The sequence below is a fragment of the Streptomyces sp. NPDC031265 genome, assembly GCF_055570295.1.
The window spans coordinates 676,869-693,163 of record NZ_JBVIHM010000001.1; the positions used below are offsets into that span (position 1 = coordinate 676,869).

Sequence of the window (16,295 nt, forward strand, 5' to 3'; positions counted from 1 at the left end):
ATGAAGCCGAGGAACGTGCAGGGCGCGGTGGCGGTGGCGGGGCTGCTGTGTGCCGTACTGGCCGGGTGCGGGACCGAGAAGGCGGGGAGCGCGGCCGAGGGGCGGGCCGCGCCGCCGTCGTCGAGCGCCGCCGCCGGGCAGCCGTGCCCGCCCGACGAGACGACGGAGCAGGGGTCCGAGACCACGGACGAGACCACGGATGAAACGTCCGGTCCGTCCCCCGACGAGACCACTGCCGACGGCGACGGGACCCCCGAGCCGCCGACCGACGAGGACACCGGGGCTTCGCAACCGCCCACCGACGAGACCACCGACGACGACGCCGGTGACCCCGGGCCGCCCACCGAAGGCACCGCCCCGCCCTGTCTTCCCGCCGGGTGGTTCGACATGACCCAGGAGTTCACCGACTACTACGGCAGGCACCTCACCAAGGCCGACGACGGGATGTGGCCCTTCCTGGTGGCCGCCCGGCTCAGGCAGGAGGGCGACTCGGTCAGGGCGATCGTGACCGTGAACTTCATCCCGTCCGGCGGCGGCGACTCGGACGGCCGCCGGATCGCGGCCGTGTTCGCCTCGTGGCGCCACGAGGCGTACGGGGACAAGGGGAAGCTGCGGATCGAGACCCGCAGCGGCGGCGAGGTCATCGAGCAGGCCTGGTGAACGCGGGCCCGCCCGTCGCCGTCAGGCGCTGAACCGCCCGAACCGCCCCCGGTGGAACAGCAGCGGCTCCCCCTCCGCCGTACCGCCGAGCGCCTCCACCCGGCCCACCACGATCAGGTGGTCCCCGCCCGTGTGGACGTTCCGGATGTGGCAGTCCACCCAGGCCGGTACGCCGTCGAGGCGCGGGGAGCCGGTCACGGGGGCCGCGTCGTAGGCCACCCCCGCGAACTTGTCGGCGCCGCTCACCGCGAACGCCCGGCACAGCGGCCCCTGTTCGGCCCCCAGGATGTTCACGCAGAACGTGCCCGCGCGGGCGATACGCGGCCAGGTCGTCGACGTACGGCCCACCATGAAGACGACCAGCGGCGGGTCGAGGGAGAGGGAGGTGAAGGACTGGCAGGCGAAGCCGGTCGGGCCGGCCTCGTCCCGGGCCGTGACGACCGTGACACCGGTGGCGAAGTGGCCGAGGACGCCGCGGAACTCGGCGGGGTCGACGGGCAGCCGCTCGTCGTCCCGTACGGCCCGTAAGTCGGGCCTGGGCAGCGCCTCGACGGGCTCGGCGGGGGCTGTGGCCGCCGCGCCGACGGACCGCAGGTATCGGACGACGGTCGCCGCCATCCCTTCGTGTCCCATCATGTTCCCATTGAAACTGACGGAGCGTCAGATCGGAACCCTCAAGGACCCTGCAAACCGGACCTGCGGACTCGCCCCGAACCAGACCTGCAAGCCGGCCTTGCGACCCCTTACAAACCCCGGTACTTGGGCGTCCTGCGCTCCACGAAGCTCGCCACGCCCTCCTGGGCGTCCCGCGTCGCCATGTTGATCTCCTGGGCCGCCGCCTCCGCCGCGAACGCGGTCGTACGGTCGGTGTCCAGGGACGCGTTCACCAGCTGCTTGGCGAGGGCGAGCGAGCGGGTCGGGCCCGCCGCGAGGCGCTCCGCCCACTCCCGTGCCACGGCGGGCAGTTCGCCGTCCGGCACCACCCGGTTGACCAGCCCCAGGCGCTCGGCGTCCGCCGCCGCCACCGCGTCCCCGAAGAACATCAGCTCCTTGGCGCGCTGCGGCCCCACAAGCCGGGGCAGCAGATACGCGCCCCCGCCGTCCGGGACGAGCCCGCGCCGTACGAACACCTCGATGAACCGGGCCGACTCGGCGGCGAGCACCAGGTCGCAGGCGAACGCCAGATGCGCGCCGATGCCCGCCGCGGTGCCGTTGACGGCGGCGATCACCGGCTTCTCACAGTCCAGCACGGCCGCGATGAGCCGCTGGGCGCCGAGGCGGATGGTGCGGGCCACGTCACCGGCGACCCGCTCGCCGGCCACCGCGCCGCCCCTGAGGTCGGCGCCCGCGCAGAACCCCTTCCCGGTCGCGGTGATCACGACGGCCCGTAAGGCCGGGTCGGCGCTCGCCCCGTCGAGGAGCGCGATGATCCGCTCCCGCTGCTCCCAGGTCACCGCGTTCATGGCCTCGGGCCGGTCGAGCGTGATCCACGAGACCCCGCTGTCAGTGGTGTGGCGTACCGTCTCCGCAAGGGGACGGAGTCCCCCCGAGGCAGCAGGGCTCATGAGCACACCACCAGCGCGTCCAGCGCCACCGCGCCCTGCCCGCGCTCCAGCACCATCAGCGGGTTGATGTCCAGCTCCGCGAGCTCGCCGCCGAGTTCGAGGGCCATCCGCTGCACCCGCAGCACCACCTCCACCAGCGCGTCCACATCGACCGGCGGTCCGCCCCGTACGCCCGCCAGGAGCGCACGGCCGCGCAGCTCGCCGAGCATGTCGCGGGCCTGCTCCTCGCCGAACGGCGGTACGCGCACGGCCGCGTCGCCCAGGACCTCCACCAGGACCCCGCCCAGGCCGACGGTCACGGTCGGCCCGAACAGAGCGTCGTGGGTGACGCCGACGACCATCTCCACACCCCGCGCGACCATCTGGCAGACGAGCACGCCGTCCAGCTCGACGCCCTCGTACCGGGCGATGTCGGTGAGCTCGCGGTAGGCGTCCCGCACCTGGCTCGCCGAGGTCAACCCGACTTTGACCAGGCCGAGTTCGGTCTTGTGGGCGAGCCGGGTGCCCGATGCCTTCATCACCACCGGGTAACCGACCTGGCCCGCCGCCCGCACGGCCGCGGCCGCGCTGGTCACCAGCTGCTCGCGCGGCACCCGGATTCCGTACGCCCGCAGCAGCTGCTTCGCCGCGTGCTCGCTCAGCTGCTGGCCCGGCCGCATCAGCGCTTGGGCCTTGCGGAACGACGGCGAGGGAACGCGCGGCGCCTCGTCGAAGGGCGAGCGGTAGGAGGAGGTGAACCGGTGGTGGGCGAGGTAGGCGCGGACGGCGCCTATGCAGTTGGAGAAGGTACGGAAGGTGGCGACCCGGGAGGAGCCGAGCAGCGTCTCGCGGTAGGCGGCCTCGGTGCCGACCGGCGACCCCCACACCACGCACACCAGCTTGCCGGTGTGCTGCGCCGCCTCCACCAGGTCACGCGCCAGCTTGTCGCTCATGGGGGGGAAGGGTCCGGTGATCGGGCAGATCAGGACGCCGACGGCGGGGTCGTCGAGGATCGCGTCGATGATCTTCCGCCCGCGCCAGTCGCCCACCGGGTGGCCGCCGTTGTCCACGGGGTTGGCCACGTTCAGATACGGCGGGATCCACTCGTGCAGCTCGGCCTGCTTGGCGTCGGAGAGCGTGGGCAGGGTGAGCCCCGCCGCCGTGGCCAGGTCCGCGAAGTGGGCGCCGGTGCCGCCCGAGATCGAGAGGACGACGACCCCGTCGGCCACCGGCGGGCGGGCCCGCGCCAGCAGGGCGGAGGTGTCCTGGAGCTCGTCGAGCCCGTTGACGCGGATCACCCCGTACTGCCGCATCGCCGCGTCGACCACCTGGTCCGCGCCGGTCAGCTTGCCGGTGTGGGAGGCGGCGGTGCGCGCTCCGGTCTCGGTGCGGCCGACCTTGACCGCCACCACGGGCACCCGCGCCCGCGCCGCCCGGTCGGCGGCGAGCAGGAAGGAGCGCCCGTCCTTGAGCCCCTCCAGATAGCAGGCGATGGCCCCGACCTCGGGGCGCTCGGCGAAGTACGAGATGAAGTCGGCGGTCTCCAGGTCGGCCTCGTTGCCGGTGGGCGCCCAGTGGGAGAGGCGGATGCCCAGCTCCTGGAGGGCGAACAGGGGGCGGCCCTGGTGGCCGGACTGGGTGATCAGGGCGATCGCGGGCCCCTCCAGGTCGTCCCGGAAGTGCTCGAAGGCGTTGAGGTTGGTGTTGGGGCCGAGCAGCCGCACCCCCGAGCGCTGTACGGCGGCGGCGAGCCGCTCCTGGGCGGCGGCGCCGTCCTCGCCGGTCTCGGCGAAGCCGGAGGCGAAGGCGACCGCGAACTTCACCTTTCCCTCGGCCAGTTCGTCGATGAGGGGGAGCGGGTCACCGACAAGCAGCACCGCCAGGTCCACCTGCTCGGGCAGCTCCGCGACGGACGCGCAGCAGGGCAGGCCGAAGACGGAGCCGCGGGTGGGGTGCACGGGGTGGACGCGGGCGCCCACCCGCTCGGCCCAGGCGATCAGCTGGCGGGTGATCCCCGTGTTGGGGCGCCCCTCGGCGTCGGAGGCGCCGACGACGGCCAGCGACTCGGGCCGGAAGAACCGGTCGAGGTCGGGTACGGGCGCGTACAGTGGCCGGCCGCTGACGTCCAGATCGCCCTCGGCTGCGGCGGTGCCGTGGACGGCGCCGGGCCGGGGCTGCTCGCCGCAGGCGACCACCCGTGCGCGGAAGTCGGTCGTGAGGGTGCCGTGAGTCGATCCAAGCATCGTTCCGCCCGCTCCTGGTCGATGGCCAACATGGCTGTTGCGCAACTGGCTGGTAACTGACGCATAGTCAGATTACAGACCTGACGACCAGTCAGGAACCGTCGTGCGGGCAAAGGCTCACCGAAGGCTCCGAGACGTGCGGAGGTCCGGCCGAGTACGTTTCCCGTACCCGCCCGGGGGGCGCCTACCCGTCACCATTGCGCCAACTACGGTGCGCGCGGGTGGTGGTGGAGGGGCGTATCGGCGACGGGGTCTGTCGGCCTCAGTGGCGCGCGACCGCCTTGGCGATCTTTCCGGCGTCGATGGCCAGCTCGCGGAACATGCCGCTGATGGGGTTGGTGAACCCGGTGAAGTAGAGGTCGGGGGCGGTGGGCGCGGTGCGGCCGCCGTGGACGGTGGGGCGGCCCCGGCTGTCGAGCACGCCCAGCTCCCCGACCAGGCCCTCCAGGGCCCGCCGGTAGCCCGTGGCCGCGATGACGACCTCGGGCGAGATACGGGTGCCGTCAGCCAGGACGACCTTCGCGCCCTCGAACGAGTCGAGTGCCGCGACCGGCTCCACCCGCCCCGACTGCACGGCCGCGATCAGACCCACGTCCTGTACGGGGATGGCGCCTTCGCGTACGCGCGCGTAGAGGCCGGTCTCCGGCCTGGGCAGCCCCTTGTCGGAGAGGTCGGGCACGCTGAGGCGGGCCACGGCCCCGGCCGCCCGGTCCACCAGTGGCACCGGCAGCCGCCGCACCAGGATGCCGGAGGCCTGGGCGGGCCAGCCGGCGGTCGAGCGGCGCAGGATGTGCGGCGCGGTGCGCACGGCGAGCCGCACCCGTCCGGCCCCGCCCTCGACCAGGTCGACGGCGATCTCCGCGCCGGTGTTCCCACTGCCGACCACGAGGACGTCCTTGCCCGCGTACGGGGCGGGGTTCCGGTACTGCCCGGCGTGCAACAGGGTGCCGGTGTACGCGTCGGCGCCGGGCCACTCGGGCAGGTACGGGGTGTGGTTGTATCCGGTCGCCACCACGACCGCCCGCCCGGTCAGCCGCCGCCCGCCGGTCGCGTGCAGCAGCCAGCCGTCCCCCTCGGCGCGCTCGACCCGCGAGACCTCGACGCCGGTGACGATCTCCAGCTCATGGACCTGTGCGTACTTCTCCAGATACCGCACGACGTCGGCCCGGGCGACCCAGCGACCGAACGAACGGGGCATCTTGAGCCTCGGCAGCGAGGACAGGCGCCGGGTGGTGTGCAGCCGCAGCCGGTCGTAGTGGTGGCGCCAGGAGTCCCCGACGGCGTCGGCCTTCTCCAGTACGACGGCCCGTACGCCCCGGCCGCGCAGTGCGGCCGCGACGGCGAGCCCGCCGGGGCCGGCGCCGATGACGTAGACAGGGCGGGTGGGGTCGTTGGTGGCCATGGGAACCGAGCGTAACGACGCAGCCACTTGATGGGTCTCGGTCAAGACCTGAATCGGTTACGAATCGATTACGCTCCGGAGTTTGCCCGGGTGGGTGGCGCCGTGCCCCTTGCGTGGGGCGACACGGTCCGCTGAACTGACGTACCGTCAGAATCGGTTCGGCCGATCTGTCGATCGGTTGGACCTGTTGGACCTGTTGGACCTGTTGACAAGGGGGCCTGCGGATGGACTCGGTCTGGCTCAGCGGCGCCGAGTGGGTGGCCGTCCTGCGGATCGGCCTGGGCCTGTGGTGGCTGGAGAGCTGGCGCCACAAGGACAAGAAGGCCTGGTTCGAGCGCGGCACCGGCATCGCCTGGGCGGCGGACGTGGCCGCGAAGCACCGCTGGGAGGCGGTCCGCAGTGGCTTCGCGGTCGTGGTGAAGCCCCGGCCCCGGACGATGGCGTACGTGGTGGTGTACGCGGAACTGGCCCTGGGCCTGGGCCTGGTGGCGGGCCTGCTCACGCCGGTTGCGCTGATGGGCGGCCTGGTCTTGAACCTGCTGTACCTGATCCTCATGATCCACGACTGGGCCGAGCAGGGGCAGAACGCGATGATGGCTCTGATCTCGTTGGTCGCGCTCTTCGCGATGTCGTGGCAGACGTGGTCGCTCGATCATGCGATCGGGTGGTTCTGATGACGCGTCCTGATGCGGCGAGGCCGACTGCCGGGGCCCTTGGCGCAGCCGCGCCTCCCGATGCCGCGACCCCTGAGATCGATGCCTTCACGCGCGCGTACTGGGACGCGGCCGCCGAGGGCCGCCTCCTGATCCGCCGCTGCGGGGCGTGCGGGCGGGCACACCACTACCCGCGCGAGTTCTGCCCGTACTGCTGGAGCGAGGACGTGACCTGGGAACAGGCGAGCGGCCGGGCCACGCTCTACACCTGGTCGGTGGTCCACCGCAACGACCTGCCCCCGTTCGGCGCCCGGGTCCCGTACACGGCGGCGGTGGTGGACCTGGCGGAGGGCCCGCGCGTGATGACGGAGGTGGTGGGGTGCGGGGAGGAGCGGCTGCGGATCGGGATGGAGCTGGTGGTGGATTTCCGGGGCGGGGAGGTGGCGGTGCCGGTGTTCCGGGCGGCGACCTCGTAGGGGCGCGGGGGTGGTGGCGGGACTGGCGTTCCGGGGTGCCGTTTTAGGGCGCGGGGGCAGTGGCGGAGCGGGTGTTCCGGGCCGCGCCATGCCTTTGGGGGCGCGGGGCTGTGACATGTGCGGCTCCGCCGCGTGGGCGCGCCCAGCCCCCACCGTCCCGCAGGCGAACACCGGGCCCAGAGGGCGGCGGCCCCCACCGGCTCGCAGCCAGACACCGGGCCAAGAGGGTGGCCCCCACCGACCCGCAGCCAAACAACGACCCCTACGGCCACAGCAACTCCCGCACCCACACCGCCCCCTCGCGCCGATACCGCAGCCGAACGTGCCGCCGCCGCGCGTCCCCCTGAAAGAACTCGACCTCCACGGGGTCAAGGACGTACAGCGTCCAGCTGGGCACGGCAGCATCCGGCGAGGCCGCAGCCCGCGCCCACGCCGCATCCGACGCCGCCGCGAGCGACTCCACGGACCCGAGCACCTCACTCTGATGTCCGACCAGCGCCGCAGCCAACGCCCCGGTCGACCGGGCATGCAGATCAGCCTGGCTGGCCTCCGCACCAGCCGGCCTGACGGCCCCACGTACCCGAACCTGACGCCCCACGGCAGGCCAGTAGAACCCGAGCGCGGCCGACGGACAGGCGGCGAGCTGGCGCCCCTTCGCGCTGGTGGAGTGCGACCCGAAGCGCCACCCACCCGCATCGGCCCCGTGCAGCATCAACGTCCGTACGTCGGGCCGCCCTTCGCCGTCCACGGTCGCGAGCGTCATCGTGTGCGGCTCGGCCTGCCCCGCGCGCCCCGCGTGCATCAGCCAATCCTGGAAGAGCGGTACGGGCTCGTCGGGCGCGGCCTCCGGGTCGAAGTGCGGCAGCTCGACGTCCCAGACGCGCAGGGTGTGCAGATACTCCTGGAATTCCATGCACGGATTGTCACCCGGCACCCGGCACCCAGACCGCTCACGCACCCCGCGCGAGCCACTCCTCACGCGTCAGGGCGTACTCGACGTCCCCGTGCTCATCGCCCTCGACGGAGTAGGGCCACTCCTCGAAGTACGTGCGTACGTACGTGAGCCCGCACGTCTCCATGACGTGCCGGGACCGGTCGTTCACGTACATCGTGTTGCCGGTGATGCGCGCGTAACCCAGCTCTCCGAACCCCTTCTCGATGAGCGCGAGCGCGCCCTCGCGCGCGTACCCCTTCCCCCAGGCCGCCTTCCGCAGCCGGTACCCGAGGTCCGCGTGGTCCGGCGGGGCGTTGAGCCCGGGGCGCAGACAGTGCCACCCGATGAACTCACCGGTGTCGCGCAGATGCGTCGCCCAGAAGCCCTTGTCCCCCGGCAGCATCCGCGCGAACGACTCGGCCCGGACCTCGTCCCGGGTCGTGGGGCGGCCCCCGGTGAGGTACCGCATGACCTCAGGGTCGCTGTCGAGCTCGACGACGAGGTCGAGGTCGGCGTCGGTGTCGGTGAAGGGGCGGAGGATGAGGCGGTCGGTGGTGAGGAAGGGGGGTGGTGTGGGCATGGGGGTGATTGTCGGGGGGTGGGGGGCGAGGGGCCACCGGATTAACGGCTCTTCTCCGCTCGATGGCGAGGTCTACACCCTCCAGTGCAATGGTGGAAACCACCAGGTCCGGCAGTAACTCCCCGCTGGGAACAGGAAATCCGCCCTGGGGCGTGAGGAGCTCACTCACGCCCCAGGATCAGCGTTCCCGACGAGCAGAACCAGCCACCCGTGCCCGAGGCGACGGCGAGCTCGGGGAGGCTGCCGTCGGGTCTGCGCACCTGGCCTGGGCCCGCCTCGCCGCGCAGTTGCCGTACCGCCTCGACGATGAGGAACAGCCCGCGCATACCGGGATGGCAGGCGGAGAGCCCACCGCCGTCGGTATTGACGGGCAGCGCGCCGTCCCTCAGTAGCCGCCCCTTCCCGACGAAGGCGCCCCCCTCCCCCTTCGCGCAGAACCCGAGATCTTCGAGAGTCACGAGGGTCATGTACGTGAAGGCGTCGTAGATCTCCGCGAGGTCGATGTCCGAGGGGCGTACTCCGGCCCGCTCGAAGGCGATGCGGCCCGAGAGGGCGGCCGGGGAGACGGTGAAGTCGTCCCACTCGGACATCGTGGTGTGGGAGACGGCCATGCCCGAACCCAGCACCCAGACGGGGTCCTTGGCGGTGTCGGGCACGTGCCCCTCCGCCGCGAGCAGCACCGCGCAGCCGCCGTCCGAGCGGATGCAGCAGTGCAGCTTGGTGAACGGGTCCGCGATCACCGGCCCGGACAGGACGTCGTCGACGGTGATGGGGTCGCGGAACATCGCGTCGGGGTTGGTCGCGGCGTTGGCGCGCGCCTGCACGGCGATCTCGGCGAGCTGCTCGACGGTGGTGCCGTACTGGTGCATATGGCGGCGTGCGGCCATCGCGTACTTCGAAATGAGGGTGTGGCCGTAAGGAACTTCGAATTGCAGGGGTCCGCGCCCGCCGAACGACAGATTCGAAGTCCGTCGCCCGGCTTTGATGTCGGCGCGTGCGGTCGAGCCGTAGACGAGGAGTACGGCGTCGGCGTGCCCGGCGGCGATCGCGTCCACGGCGTGCGCGGCCATCACCTCCCAGGTGGCGCCGCCGACGCCGGTCGAGTCGACCCAGGTCGGCTTCAGCCCCAGGTACTCGGCGACTTCAACCGGCGCGAGCGTACCGAGCCCGGCCGAGCCGAACCCGTCGACGACGCTCCGGTCGAGCCCGGAGTCCGCGAGTGCCCTGCGGGCGGCTTGGGCGTGCAGGGCGTACGGGGTCGCGTCGTCGACGCGCCCGGTGTCGGAGAGGGCGGCGCCGACGATGGCGACGCGGCGGGGGTGTGGGCGGGAGCGCGTGTGGGCTGCTGCCATGAATCTGACGGTACATCAGTTTTGTATCGCCACCCCGCCCCTTCCCGAAAGTCCTTGGCGGACGGCTTGATTGATGGGGCGGGATTTGCCTGCGGGCGGGTGGGGCTGGTCATGGTGCATGGTTCCGGTTTCCTACGCTGCCGCCTGGTCCAGGCTCTTGCAGACTTCCTGAATCGTGGGGCGGTCGGCCGGATTGCGGCGCATCATCTCCTCCACCACCCTGCCCAAGGTGCCCGGTAGGTTGATCAGCCGATGGGGCTTGTCCACGATGGCTTGCCGCTGGTCCTTCCGATCGGCGTCGTCCGGGTAGGGGACGTGCCTACGGCCGGTAGCGGAGATGAACAACGAAGCACCCAGTGCGTATACGTCCGCCTCTTTCGTGGGCGCAGCGGTGCCGCTCGCCAAGACACTCTGTGAGATCTCCGGAGCCTCGTAGTGGACCAGGCAGCCTCGATACTGGAAGTCGTAGATCTCGGGGACCTCACCACCCTGCGCCAGCCCCAGGTCGATGAGAGCGGTCCCGGTAGGTCCGATGACGAGATGGTTGGGCTGCACGTCGCCGTGCGTCCAGCCACGTTCGTGCAGATCGGCCAGTGCAGCGGCACACGACAGCGCCTCGCCGATGCTGGGGGCCGCCGGTTCCTTCGCGTGCCGGTGGGGCTCCCACAGGGCATAGAGGGACTGGCCCTCTTGCCATGGCTGAGCGCTCCACGTGCCCTTCTCCCATTCCCCGAACAGGACCTCTTCGGGGTCAATCAGTTGCCGAAGAATGGTGGCTTCGCGGGCAGGCGCCAATGCCGTCCATGAGTGTGTTTGGCTGGGGTAGCCCAGTTTGACCGCGGCGCGACCAGTGGGCGTCTGCACATCCCACACCGTGGAGCCACGCCTGTTGGTAACGAGCCTCTGGGACAAGGGCGTTACGGCACCCTGGACGTGATCAGGAATCTCGAATGGCCCGTTGCCGGTCATCGACCAGTCCTCTCAATGGCAGGGGCCGACCCCCGGGCAGAGATCGGCCCCTCAGATCAGGGGAGACTACTAGCGGCTGTGGTAGTCGCGCCCGTCGTCCGAGTCGCCCGTCGGCGGGTTGGGATCGCCGCCGTCGCCGCCGTCGTCGCCGTTGCCGCCACAGAAGGTGGCCTTGCGCTTCAGTGCTTCCTTGAGTGTCACTCTCGTACCTCCTCATGGTGTCCGGCTGGGGGCTGTCCCCAACCTTCGTGCACTTGCTGACCCGCTCGGTGCGGGCGTCGTGCCTGCCCACCCCTGCGGGAGTCCCGAGGCCAACCGGTGGGTCGGACTCGGCAGGGGCGGAGCCTGGGACTGGGTCAGGGTGGGGGCGCTGCCACATCCGGACCCCGGCGTGGCGCCACCGTCCGTGACTGACGGCACGCCGGGGCCCAGAACACCCCTACGACTCGTCCAGGCACAGGGGAAGGCCCGGATGTTCCTACGAGACGCAGGGGAGCCTTGGGACTACTTCCGGGGCGGGGAACCGCAACCGCGCATCCGCTTGTGCAGCTCGACCAACCGGCAGGCTTCCGCGTGGTGCCACTGAAGACGCCGGAGCTGTAGAAGCTCCCGGTCGTTTGCCGGTCGTACGCGCAGGTCCAGGGTCGACCACTCGTAGCCCGACGGGCGCCGAAGGGTCAGCTTCCGGCCCTTACGTTCCTTCACGACGCCTACCAACTGGGCGGCAACGTCGAACACCGGTTGGTCGAGCTCAATCTCCTGAGCCGTGATCACTGGAGAAAGAGCGCCATGGTCTTCCCGTGGGCTTCGCGCGGATGTCTCCGGAGCTGAACTCTGGCGTCCATCTCTCGGGCCGCGTTCCCGTCCTGTCGGGCGAGCCTCAGTTGAGCTACTGCCACGGTGCACGGGGCGCACTCCTTCACTCCTGTGATCGCCGGCGGCGGAATGGCGTACATGGGGTTCTCCCTCGCCCCCTCAGCTCCGATTTATCGGGTTGCTAGTAGCTAACTCCCTTTCAAAGTCGGGAACTTGCACATCTCTTGCACACGCTGCACAGGGGTACCCGGTCGGGCGAGGGCGGTGGAAATTCATCCCGAGGAGAGGAACACTGAGCCCATGGGCACGATCGAACTTGCACCAGGTGAGAACGTTGCTGTGCTGCGGAAAGCCCGTGGCTGGCCTCAGAAGAAGCTCGCGCGCGGGGCGGGAATCTCGGAGTCGCTTCTTTCCAAGATCGAAGTCGGAGACCGGGCTCTAACCCCGACCGTAGCGACGGCGATCGGCAAGGCCATGGGGATCTCCATGGCGGAAGTGATGGGGAAGACCGCCATCCGTCAGGGGGATCGGCGGTCCCTGGACTCGCTGAGGTCCGCGCTTCGTGACTACGACCTTCCTGACAGCTCTCCGGTTGCGGAAGACAAGCTGTCCGCCGACCTGCAGACAGCCGAGGACCACCGCAAGAAAGTAGACGTCGCCCGGCTTCTGAACGGTCTCCCCAGGTTGCTCCGCGACGCCACGACACACGCACATCGAGAAAACACGCCGGAGGCGTGGATGATGCTTGCAGAGGCATACAGCATCGTCTATTGGATCGCGGCGCGGCACAGGTGGATGGACATGGCCGAGCTCGCCGTCACCCGTCAGCGGTGGGCAACTGAACAGCAGGCGAACCCGTTGGGCTCCGCTGTTGCAGCTAGGGACCGGGCAGGTACTTACCTGAACTTCGGTGACATCGAACGGGGCCTAACGGTCGTTGAGCGCGCGATCGCTGCGGCACAAGGATCGCTAGGTGGCAGTGACCGCGATGTTGCCGTGTGCATCCTGAACCTTCGAGGTATGACCCTGGCGGGAAGGCTCAAGGACAAGACCGAAGCCAGGCGGGAAGCAGAACGCCACATCAGGTCCGCTCTCGCCACGTCCCAGGGTATGTCGCGAGAGATGGAGGCCTACGGACTGACGGTCGGCCCGCAGAACACCTTTGCACATCGGTTCGCGACCCTTGTGGATCTTGGGAAGCCCCGGGAAGCACTCGGGCTCACTGATGACGTCTCAAAGGTCATGGCGGGTATGCCGCCGACTCGGGTTGCCCCCACGCACATCAACGCGGCGCGAGCTCAGCTTGACATCGGAGACCGTGATGGCGCTTTGGAGAACTTGACGATCGCGTGGCGCGTCGCTCCCCAGATGGCCCGCATCCACCCCATGGGGCGGGAGGTGTTCCGAGTGCTCAGTTCGCTGCACCGAAGGAGCAACCCGCGACTGCTGAGGCTTTCGAAGATGTCCGGCATCGAGCTTTGAACTTGTATCAGGCAGCGAGCCGGCGAGGGGCGAGCGCGGCAAGTTGCCGCCTCTCGGGTGGTGCCTGGCCGGGTTTGCGGTCGGTGAGGTACACCCCCACCCCGGGTCGGCACGGCTACCCCGGATCTGGTGGACGCTGACCCCGTAACGGCTCGTCGTACCTGCTTGCCGGAGCACAGCGGCGAGCCGGTGCATTGCGGCGGACGCGTCGTCTCTGTCCTCGCAGCCGAGGACCTCACTTTGCCCGGCTGGGCATCGACGGCCACGACTGCCGGAGCCTGGAAGGGGTGGGGTGGGGGAAACTGATGTACCGTCAGATTGGCCGCGCCGTCGCGCCCCCGCCCCCCGGGAGGAAAGCCGCTCATGGACGCCGACTTCACCCCAGAGCAGCACGAGATCCGCCGCACCCTGCACACCCTGCTCACCAAGCGCTGCGGCCCCGGCGAGGTCAAGGCCGCCGTACGGACCACCGAGGGGTACGACCAGCCCCTGTGGCGGCAGCTCGCCAAGGAGCTGGGGCTTCCGGGGCTCGCGCTCCCCGAGGCGTACGGCGGGGTCGGCTGCGGGCCCGCCGAGCTCGCCCTCGCCTGCGAGGAGACCGGCCGCGCCCTCCTGCCGTCCCCGCTCCTCGCCACCGCCGCCCTCGCCGCGCCCCTCCTCCTCGCCCTCGGGACCGAGCCGCAGAAGCACGCGTACCTCCCCCGACTGGCGCGCGGCGAGCTCACCGCGACCCTCGCCGTCCCGGGCACCGCCCTCGCCCTGGCGCTCGGTCTGACCGGGGACAACGCCGACGGCGCCTGGGCGGGCGGCGGGCGCGCCGGGGGCGTCCAGGCCCGGCAGGCCGACGGCGGGTGGCGGCTGTACGGCGAGGCCGCCCAGGTCCTCGACGGTCACCGCGCCGACCTCCTCCTCGTCGCCGCCCACACCGGCGGCTTCACCCACAGCCGCGTCCGGCTCTTCCTCGTACGGGGAGACGCCGACGGGCTGTACCGGACCCGGCAGACCACCCTCGACGAGACCCGCAGTCAGGGGAGAGTTCAACTCAGGGAGGTGGTCGGTGAGTTGATGGGGGACGCCGAGCCCCTCCCCGCTCTCGCCGCCACCGGCCGCACCGCCGCCGCCGCCCTCGCCGCCGAGGCCGTCGGCGCCGCCGCGCACGTGCTGGAGCGGACCGTCGCGTACGTGAAGGAGCGCGAGCAGTTCGGGCGGCCCATCGGGTCCTTCCAGGCCGTGAAGCACCGCCTCGCGGACCGTTACGTACAGGTGCAGGCCGCCCGCTCCGCCGCCTACTACGCGGCCTGGGACCCGGACGCCGGCGGGCTCGCCCTCGCGCAGGCCCTGGAGGCGCTGCGGAGCGCCGCCGCCGAGACGATCCAGCTGCACGGCGGCATCGGGTTCACCTGGGAGCACGAGGCGCACCTGTACTTCAAGCGGGCCGCGTCGGACGAGCTGCTCTTCGGCCCCGTACCGCTGCTGCGGGCCCGTGCCGCCGACCGGGCGGGGCTGTTCGGACCGCCCCGTATGCCGGAGACTGCCGCCACGCGCGCGCAGCCGGTCGTACGGTGACCGGCAAACGGACCGGCAAACGGACCGGCAAACCGACCGGCAAACGGACTGGCAAGCCGACCCGTGCCCCGCGCGGCGTCCGCCTCGTCCAGAAGGTGTCCTCCACGCGCGCGTTCGCGAAGGTGGCCCCCCACGTTGTTCCCGCCCTGGACCGGGCCGTGCACCGGCTCACCCGGGGCAAGGTGCTGCCGAGCGCGCGGATGCTGCCCGGGGTCGTGCTCACCGCGCGCGGTGCGAAGTCGGGGCTCGCGCGCCGGACCCCGCTCGCCTGTATGCCGGAGGACGCCGGGACGTGGCTGCTCGTCGGGTCCAACTTCGGCCGCCCCGGTCACCCCGCCTGGACCGGCAATCTGCTGGCGCATCCGGACGCCGAGATCAGCTGGAAGGGGCGGGACCTGCCGGTCCGGGCGCGGCTGCTCGCGGGGGAGGAGCGGGCCGTGGCCTGGCGGGCAGTGCTGGCGTTCTGGCCGCCGTACGCCGCGTACCAGGCCCGCGTCGAGCGCGAGATACGGCTCTTCCGGCTGGAGCGGAGGGAGGCCGGGCACGGGAACGCCGACGGGGTTCACCTCGATGAACCGCCGTCGGCGTGACAGGACTTGAGGGCGCGTGCCCCGACAATCGCCGCGTCAGTGCGAGGGCGCTCGCCCCGGCACGTACACCGGTACGGCCACCGGCACTTCGGCGGATCCGTCTCCTTCTTCTATTTCTTGCGCTTCGTCTGCTCGTCCACTTCGTCTACTTCGTCGGCTTCTTGCCGGTGATGCCCAGATGGACGAGCAGCGCCAGGTTCGGCTTCAGCTCGGCCTGTTTGACGCCCCAGGTCTGGAAGCCCTTCTGGTGCGAGGCGACCGCCGCGAGCATCGCGACGATAGAGCCCGCCATCGCCGCCGGGCTGACGTCCTTGTCGAGCTTGCCCTTCGACTGGAGCTCCTTCACCGCGTCCGTAAGGGAGTTGTTGACGGAGTTGAGGACCTTCATGCGGATCTTGTAGAACCGCTTGTCGCCCTCGGCCGCGCCCAGGTCCACCACACGGAGGATCGCGTCGTTCTTGCGCCAGAAGTCGAGGAATCCCTCGACCAGTTCCTCCGCTGTCTGCCAGCCGGCCTTGCCGACCCAGGAGCGGCCCTCGACGAGCGCGGTCAACGCCGCGCCCTCCTTGGCCATTTCCTCCGCGATTTCCAGGACGGCGCCCTCGACGTCCGGGAAGTACTGGTAGAAGGTCGCGGGTGAAGTGCCTGCCTTCCGGGCCACGTCGATGACTTTTACGTCCCGGTACGGCGAGGAGCTGAGCATCTCGCTGAGGCAGTCGAGCAGCTTCTGCCGCGTCGCCTGGCCGCGTCGGCCGGCCACGCGGCCGTCGACGGTGCGTACTTGTCCTGTCATGCCGTCAGCTTACCGAGGGGTGATCGGAGCGCGATTCGGCCGACTGCAAATGGGGGCCGGGGGTTGACGGCGGCGGGACGCGGGCGGGGAGCGGGGCCCGCCCGCGCCCCGGGGGGGGGCGGGGGGCGGGGGCCACCCCCGAGACCCCGGCAAAAACGAGGGTGGAGGGGTGGCCCCCAGCCAAAAGGAGGTGTGCACAAAACGGGGGGACCACCTGTTGGCAAAAAACGAGGGG

At 71.0% G+C, this 16,295-nt stretch carries 16 protein-coding genes; 6 read left to right on the top strand and 10 right to left on the bottom strand.

Annotated features, from left to right (window positions below):
* Entirely contained in the window at window positions 1-660 is a 660-nt protein-coding gene (locus ACZ499_RS03250; RefSeq protein WP_468671678.1) for a hypothetical protein, read from the top strand.
* Between the two features lie 21 nt (window positions 661-681).
* Here ACZ499_RS03250 and ACZ499_RS03255 read toward each other — a convergent pair whose 3' ends face one another.
* From ACZ499_RS03255 to ACZ499_RS03270, 4 genes are all read right to left on the bottom strand, one after another.
* Window positions 682-1,278, bottom strand: a complete 597-nt coding sequence (locus tag ACZ499_RS03255) for a flavin reductase family protein (protein WP_468672083.1) — start codon at window positions 1,276-1,278, stop codon at window positions 682-684.
* Window positions 1,279-1,403: 125 nt separating this feature from the next.
* Complete coding sequence (locus ACZ499_RS03260; protein WP_468671680.1) at window positions 1,404-2,225, bottom strand: enoyl-CoA hydratase/isomerase family protein; 822 nt, start codon at window positions 2,223-2,225, stop codon at window positions 1,404-1,406.
* Window positions 2,222-4,447: an acetate--CoA ligase family protein gene (locus tag ACZ499_RS03265; RefSeq protein ID WP_468671683.1), complete on the bottom strand. Its 2,226-nt coding sequence runs from the start codon at window positions 4,445-4,447 to the stop codon at window positions 2,222-2,224. The genes ACZ499_RS03260 and ACZ499_RS03265 overlap by 4 nt, the downstream gene beginning before the upstream one ends.
* Window positions 4,448-4,709: 262 nt before the next feature.
* Window positions 4,710-5,849: a flavin-containing monooxygenase gene (locus tag ACZ499_RS03270; RefSeq protein ID WP_468671685.1), complete on the bottom strand. Its 1,140-nt coding sequence runs from the start codon at window positions 5,847-5,849 to the stop codon at window positions 4,710-4,712.
* 224 nt (window positions 5,850-6,073) lie between these two features.
* Between ACZ499_RS03270 and ACZ499_RS03275 the strand changes: the two genes are divergently transcribed.
* Both ACZ499_RS03275 and ACZ499_RS03280 read left to right on the top strand, forming a co-directional pair.
* Entirely contained in the window at window positions 6,074-6,523 is a 450-nt protein-coding gene (locus ACZ499_RS03275) for a DoxX family protein (protein ID WP_468671687.1), read from the top strand.
* Window positions 6,523-6,978 carry a Zn-ribbon domain-containing OB-fold protein gene (locus ACZ499_RS03280; protein ID WP_468671688.1) on the top strand — a complete coding sequence of 152 codons (456 nt, stop codon included), beginning with the start codon at window positions 6,523-6,525 and terminating at the stop codon, window positions 6,976-6,978. Before ACZ499_RS03275 ends, ACZ499_RS03280 begins: the two co-directional genes overlap by 1 nt.
* Before the next feature lie 262 nt (window positions 6,979-7,240).
* Here ACZ499_RS03280 and ACZ499_RS03285 read toward each other — a convergent pair whose 3' ends face one another.
* From ACZ499_RS03285 to ACZ499_RS03305, 5 genes are all read right to left on the bottom strand, one after another.
* Entirely contained in the window at window positions 7,241-7,891 is a 651-nt protein-coding gene (locus tag ACZ499_RS03285) for a pyridoxine/pyridoxamine 5'-phosphate oxidase (RefSeq protein ID WP_468671691.1), read from the bottom strand.
* Window positions 7,892-7,928: 37 nt separating this feature from the next.
* Window positions 7,929-8,492, bottom strand: coding sequence for a GNAT family N-acetyltransferase (locus tag ACZ499_RS03290; protein ID WP_468671694.1), 564 nt, complete (start codon window positions 8,490-8,492; stop codon window positions 7,929-7,931).
* Window positions 8,493-8,653: 161 nt separating this feature from the next.
* Window positions 8,654-9,844 (bottom strand): thiolase C-terminal domain-containing protein, encoded by a 1,191-nt coding sequence (locus ACZ499_RS03295; RefSeq protein ID WP_468671697.1) that lies wholly within the window; start codon window positions 9,842-9,844, stop codon window positions 8,654-8,656.
* 132 nt (window positions 9,845-9,976) lie between these two features.
* Window positions 9,977-10,813 carry a protein kinase domain-containing protein gene (locus tag ACZ499_RS03300; RefSeq protein WP_468671699.1) on the bottom strand — a complete coding sequence of 279 codons (837 nt, stop codon included), beginning with the start codon at window positions 10,811-10,813 and terminating at the stop codon, window positions 9,977-9,979.
* A gap of 69 nt (window positions 10,814-10,882) precedes the next feature.
* A complete protein-coding gene (locus ACZ499_RS03305) occupies window positions 10,883-11,014 on the bottom strand; it encodes a hypothetical protein (RefSeq protein WP_468671703.1) in 132 nt (43 codons plus the stop codon).
* A 915-nt stretch (window positions 11,015-11,929) separates the two neighbouring features.
* On the opposite strand from ACZ499_RS03305, the gene ACZ499_RS03310 reads away from it, so the two are divergent.
* The 3 genes from ACZ499_RS03310 to ACZ499_RS03320 all read left to right on the top strand — a co-directional run bounded on the left by ACZ499_RS03310 (window position 11,930) and on the right by ACZ499_RS03320 (window position 15,267).
* The gene (locus ACZ499_RS03310) at window positions 11,930-13,111 is read left to right on the top strand and encodes a helix-turn-helix domain-containing protein (protein WP_468671705.1); all 1,182 of its coding nucleotides are present in this window, start codon (window positions 11,930-11,932) and stop codon (window positions 13,109-13,111) included.
* Between the two features lie 363 nt (window positions 13,112-13,474).
* On the top strand, window positions 13,475-14,677 hold the full coding sequence (locus ACZ499_RS03315) for an acyl-CoA dehydrogenase family protein (RefSeq protein WP_468671709.1): 1,203 nt from the start codon (window positions 13,475-13,477) through the stop codon (window positions 14,675-14,677).
* Window positions 14,678-14,772: 95 nt separating this feature from the next.
* A complete protein-coding gene (locus ACZ499_RS03320; RefSeq protein ID WP_468672085.1) occupies window positions 14,773-15,267 on the top strand; it encodes a nitroreductase/quinone reductase family protein in 495 nt (164 codons plus the stop codon).
* Window positions 15,268-15,412: 145 nt separating this feature from the next.
* Here ACZ499_RS03320 and ACZ499_RS03325 read toward each other — a convergent pair whose 3' ends face one another.
* Window positions 15,413-16,060, bottom strand: coding sequence for a TetR family transcriptional regulator (locus tag ACZ499_RS03325; protein WP_468671712.1), 648 nt, complete (start codon window positions 16,058-16,060; stop codon window positions 15,413-15,415).
* Window positions 16,061-16,295 lie beyond the last annotated feature (235 nt).

Bases quoted from the DNA above. Each gene is read 5' to 3' on its own strand.
- ACZ499_RS03250 (WP_468671678.1), top strand. From the start codon at position 1: ATGAAGCCGAGGAACGTGCAGGGCGCGGTGGCGGTGGCGGGGCTGCTG.
- ACZ499_RS03255 (WP_468672083.1), bottom strand. From the start codon at position 1,278: ATGGCGGCGACCGTCGTCCGATACCTGCGGTCCGTCGGCGCGGCGGCC.
- ACZ499_RS03260 (WP_468671680.1), bottom strand. From the start codon at position 2,225: ATGAGCCCTGCTGCCTCGGGGGGACTCCGTCCCCTTGCGGAGACGGTA.
- ACZ499_RS03265 (WP_468671683.1), bottom strand. From the start codon at position 4,447: ATGCTTGGATCGACTCACGGCACCCTCACGACCGACTTCCGCGCACGG.
- ACZ499_RS03270 (WP_468671685.1), bottom strand. From the start codon at position 5,849: ATGGCCACCAACGACCCCACCCGCCCTGTCTACGTCATCGGCGCCGGC.
- ACZ499_RS03275 (WP_468671687.1), top strand. From the start codon at position 6,074: ATGGACTCGGTCTGGCTCAGCGGCGCCGAGTGGGTGGCCGTCCTGCGG.
- ACZ499_RS03280 (WP_468671688.1), top strand. From the start codon at position 6,523: ATGACGCGTCCTGATGCGGCGAGGCCGACTGCCGGGGCCCTTGGCGCA.
- ACZ499_RS03285 (WP_468671691.1), bottom strand. From the start codon at position 7,891: ATGGAATTCCAGGAGTATCTGCACACCCTGCGCGTCTGGGACGTCGAG.
- ACZ499_RS03290 (WP_468671694.1), bottom strand. From the start codon at position 8,492: ATGCCCACACCACCCCCCTTCCTCACCACCGACCGCCTCATCCTCCGC.
- ACZ499_RS03295 (WP_468671697.1), bottom strand. From the start codon at position 9,844: ATGGCAGCAGCCCACACGCGCTCCCGCCCACACCCCCGCCGCGTCGCC.
- ACZ499_RS03300 (WP_468671699.1), bottom strand. From the start codon at position 10,813: ATGACCGGCAACGGGCCATTCGAGATTCCTGATCACGTCCAGGGTGCC.
- ACZ499_RS03310 (WP_468671705.1), top strand. From the start codon at position 11,930: ATGGGCACGATCGAACTTGCACCAGGTGAGAACGTTGCTGTGCTGCGG.
- ACZ499_RS03315 (WP_468671709.1), top strand. From the start codon at position 13,475: ATGGACGCCGACTTCACCCCAGAGCAGCACGAGATCCGCCGCACCCTG.
- ACZ499_RS03325 (WP_468671712.1), bottom strand. From the start codon at position 16,060: ATGACAGGACAAGTACGCACCGTCGACGGCCGCGTGGCCGGCCGACGC.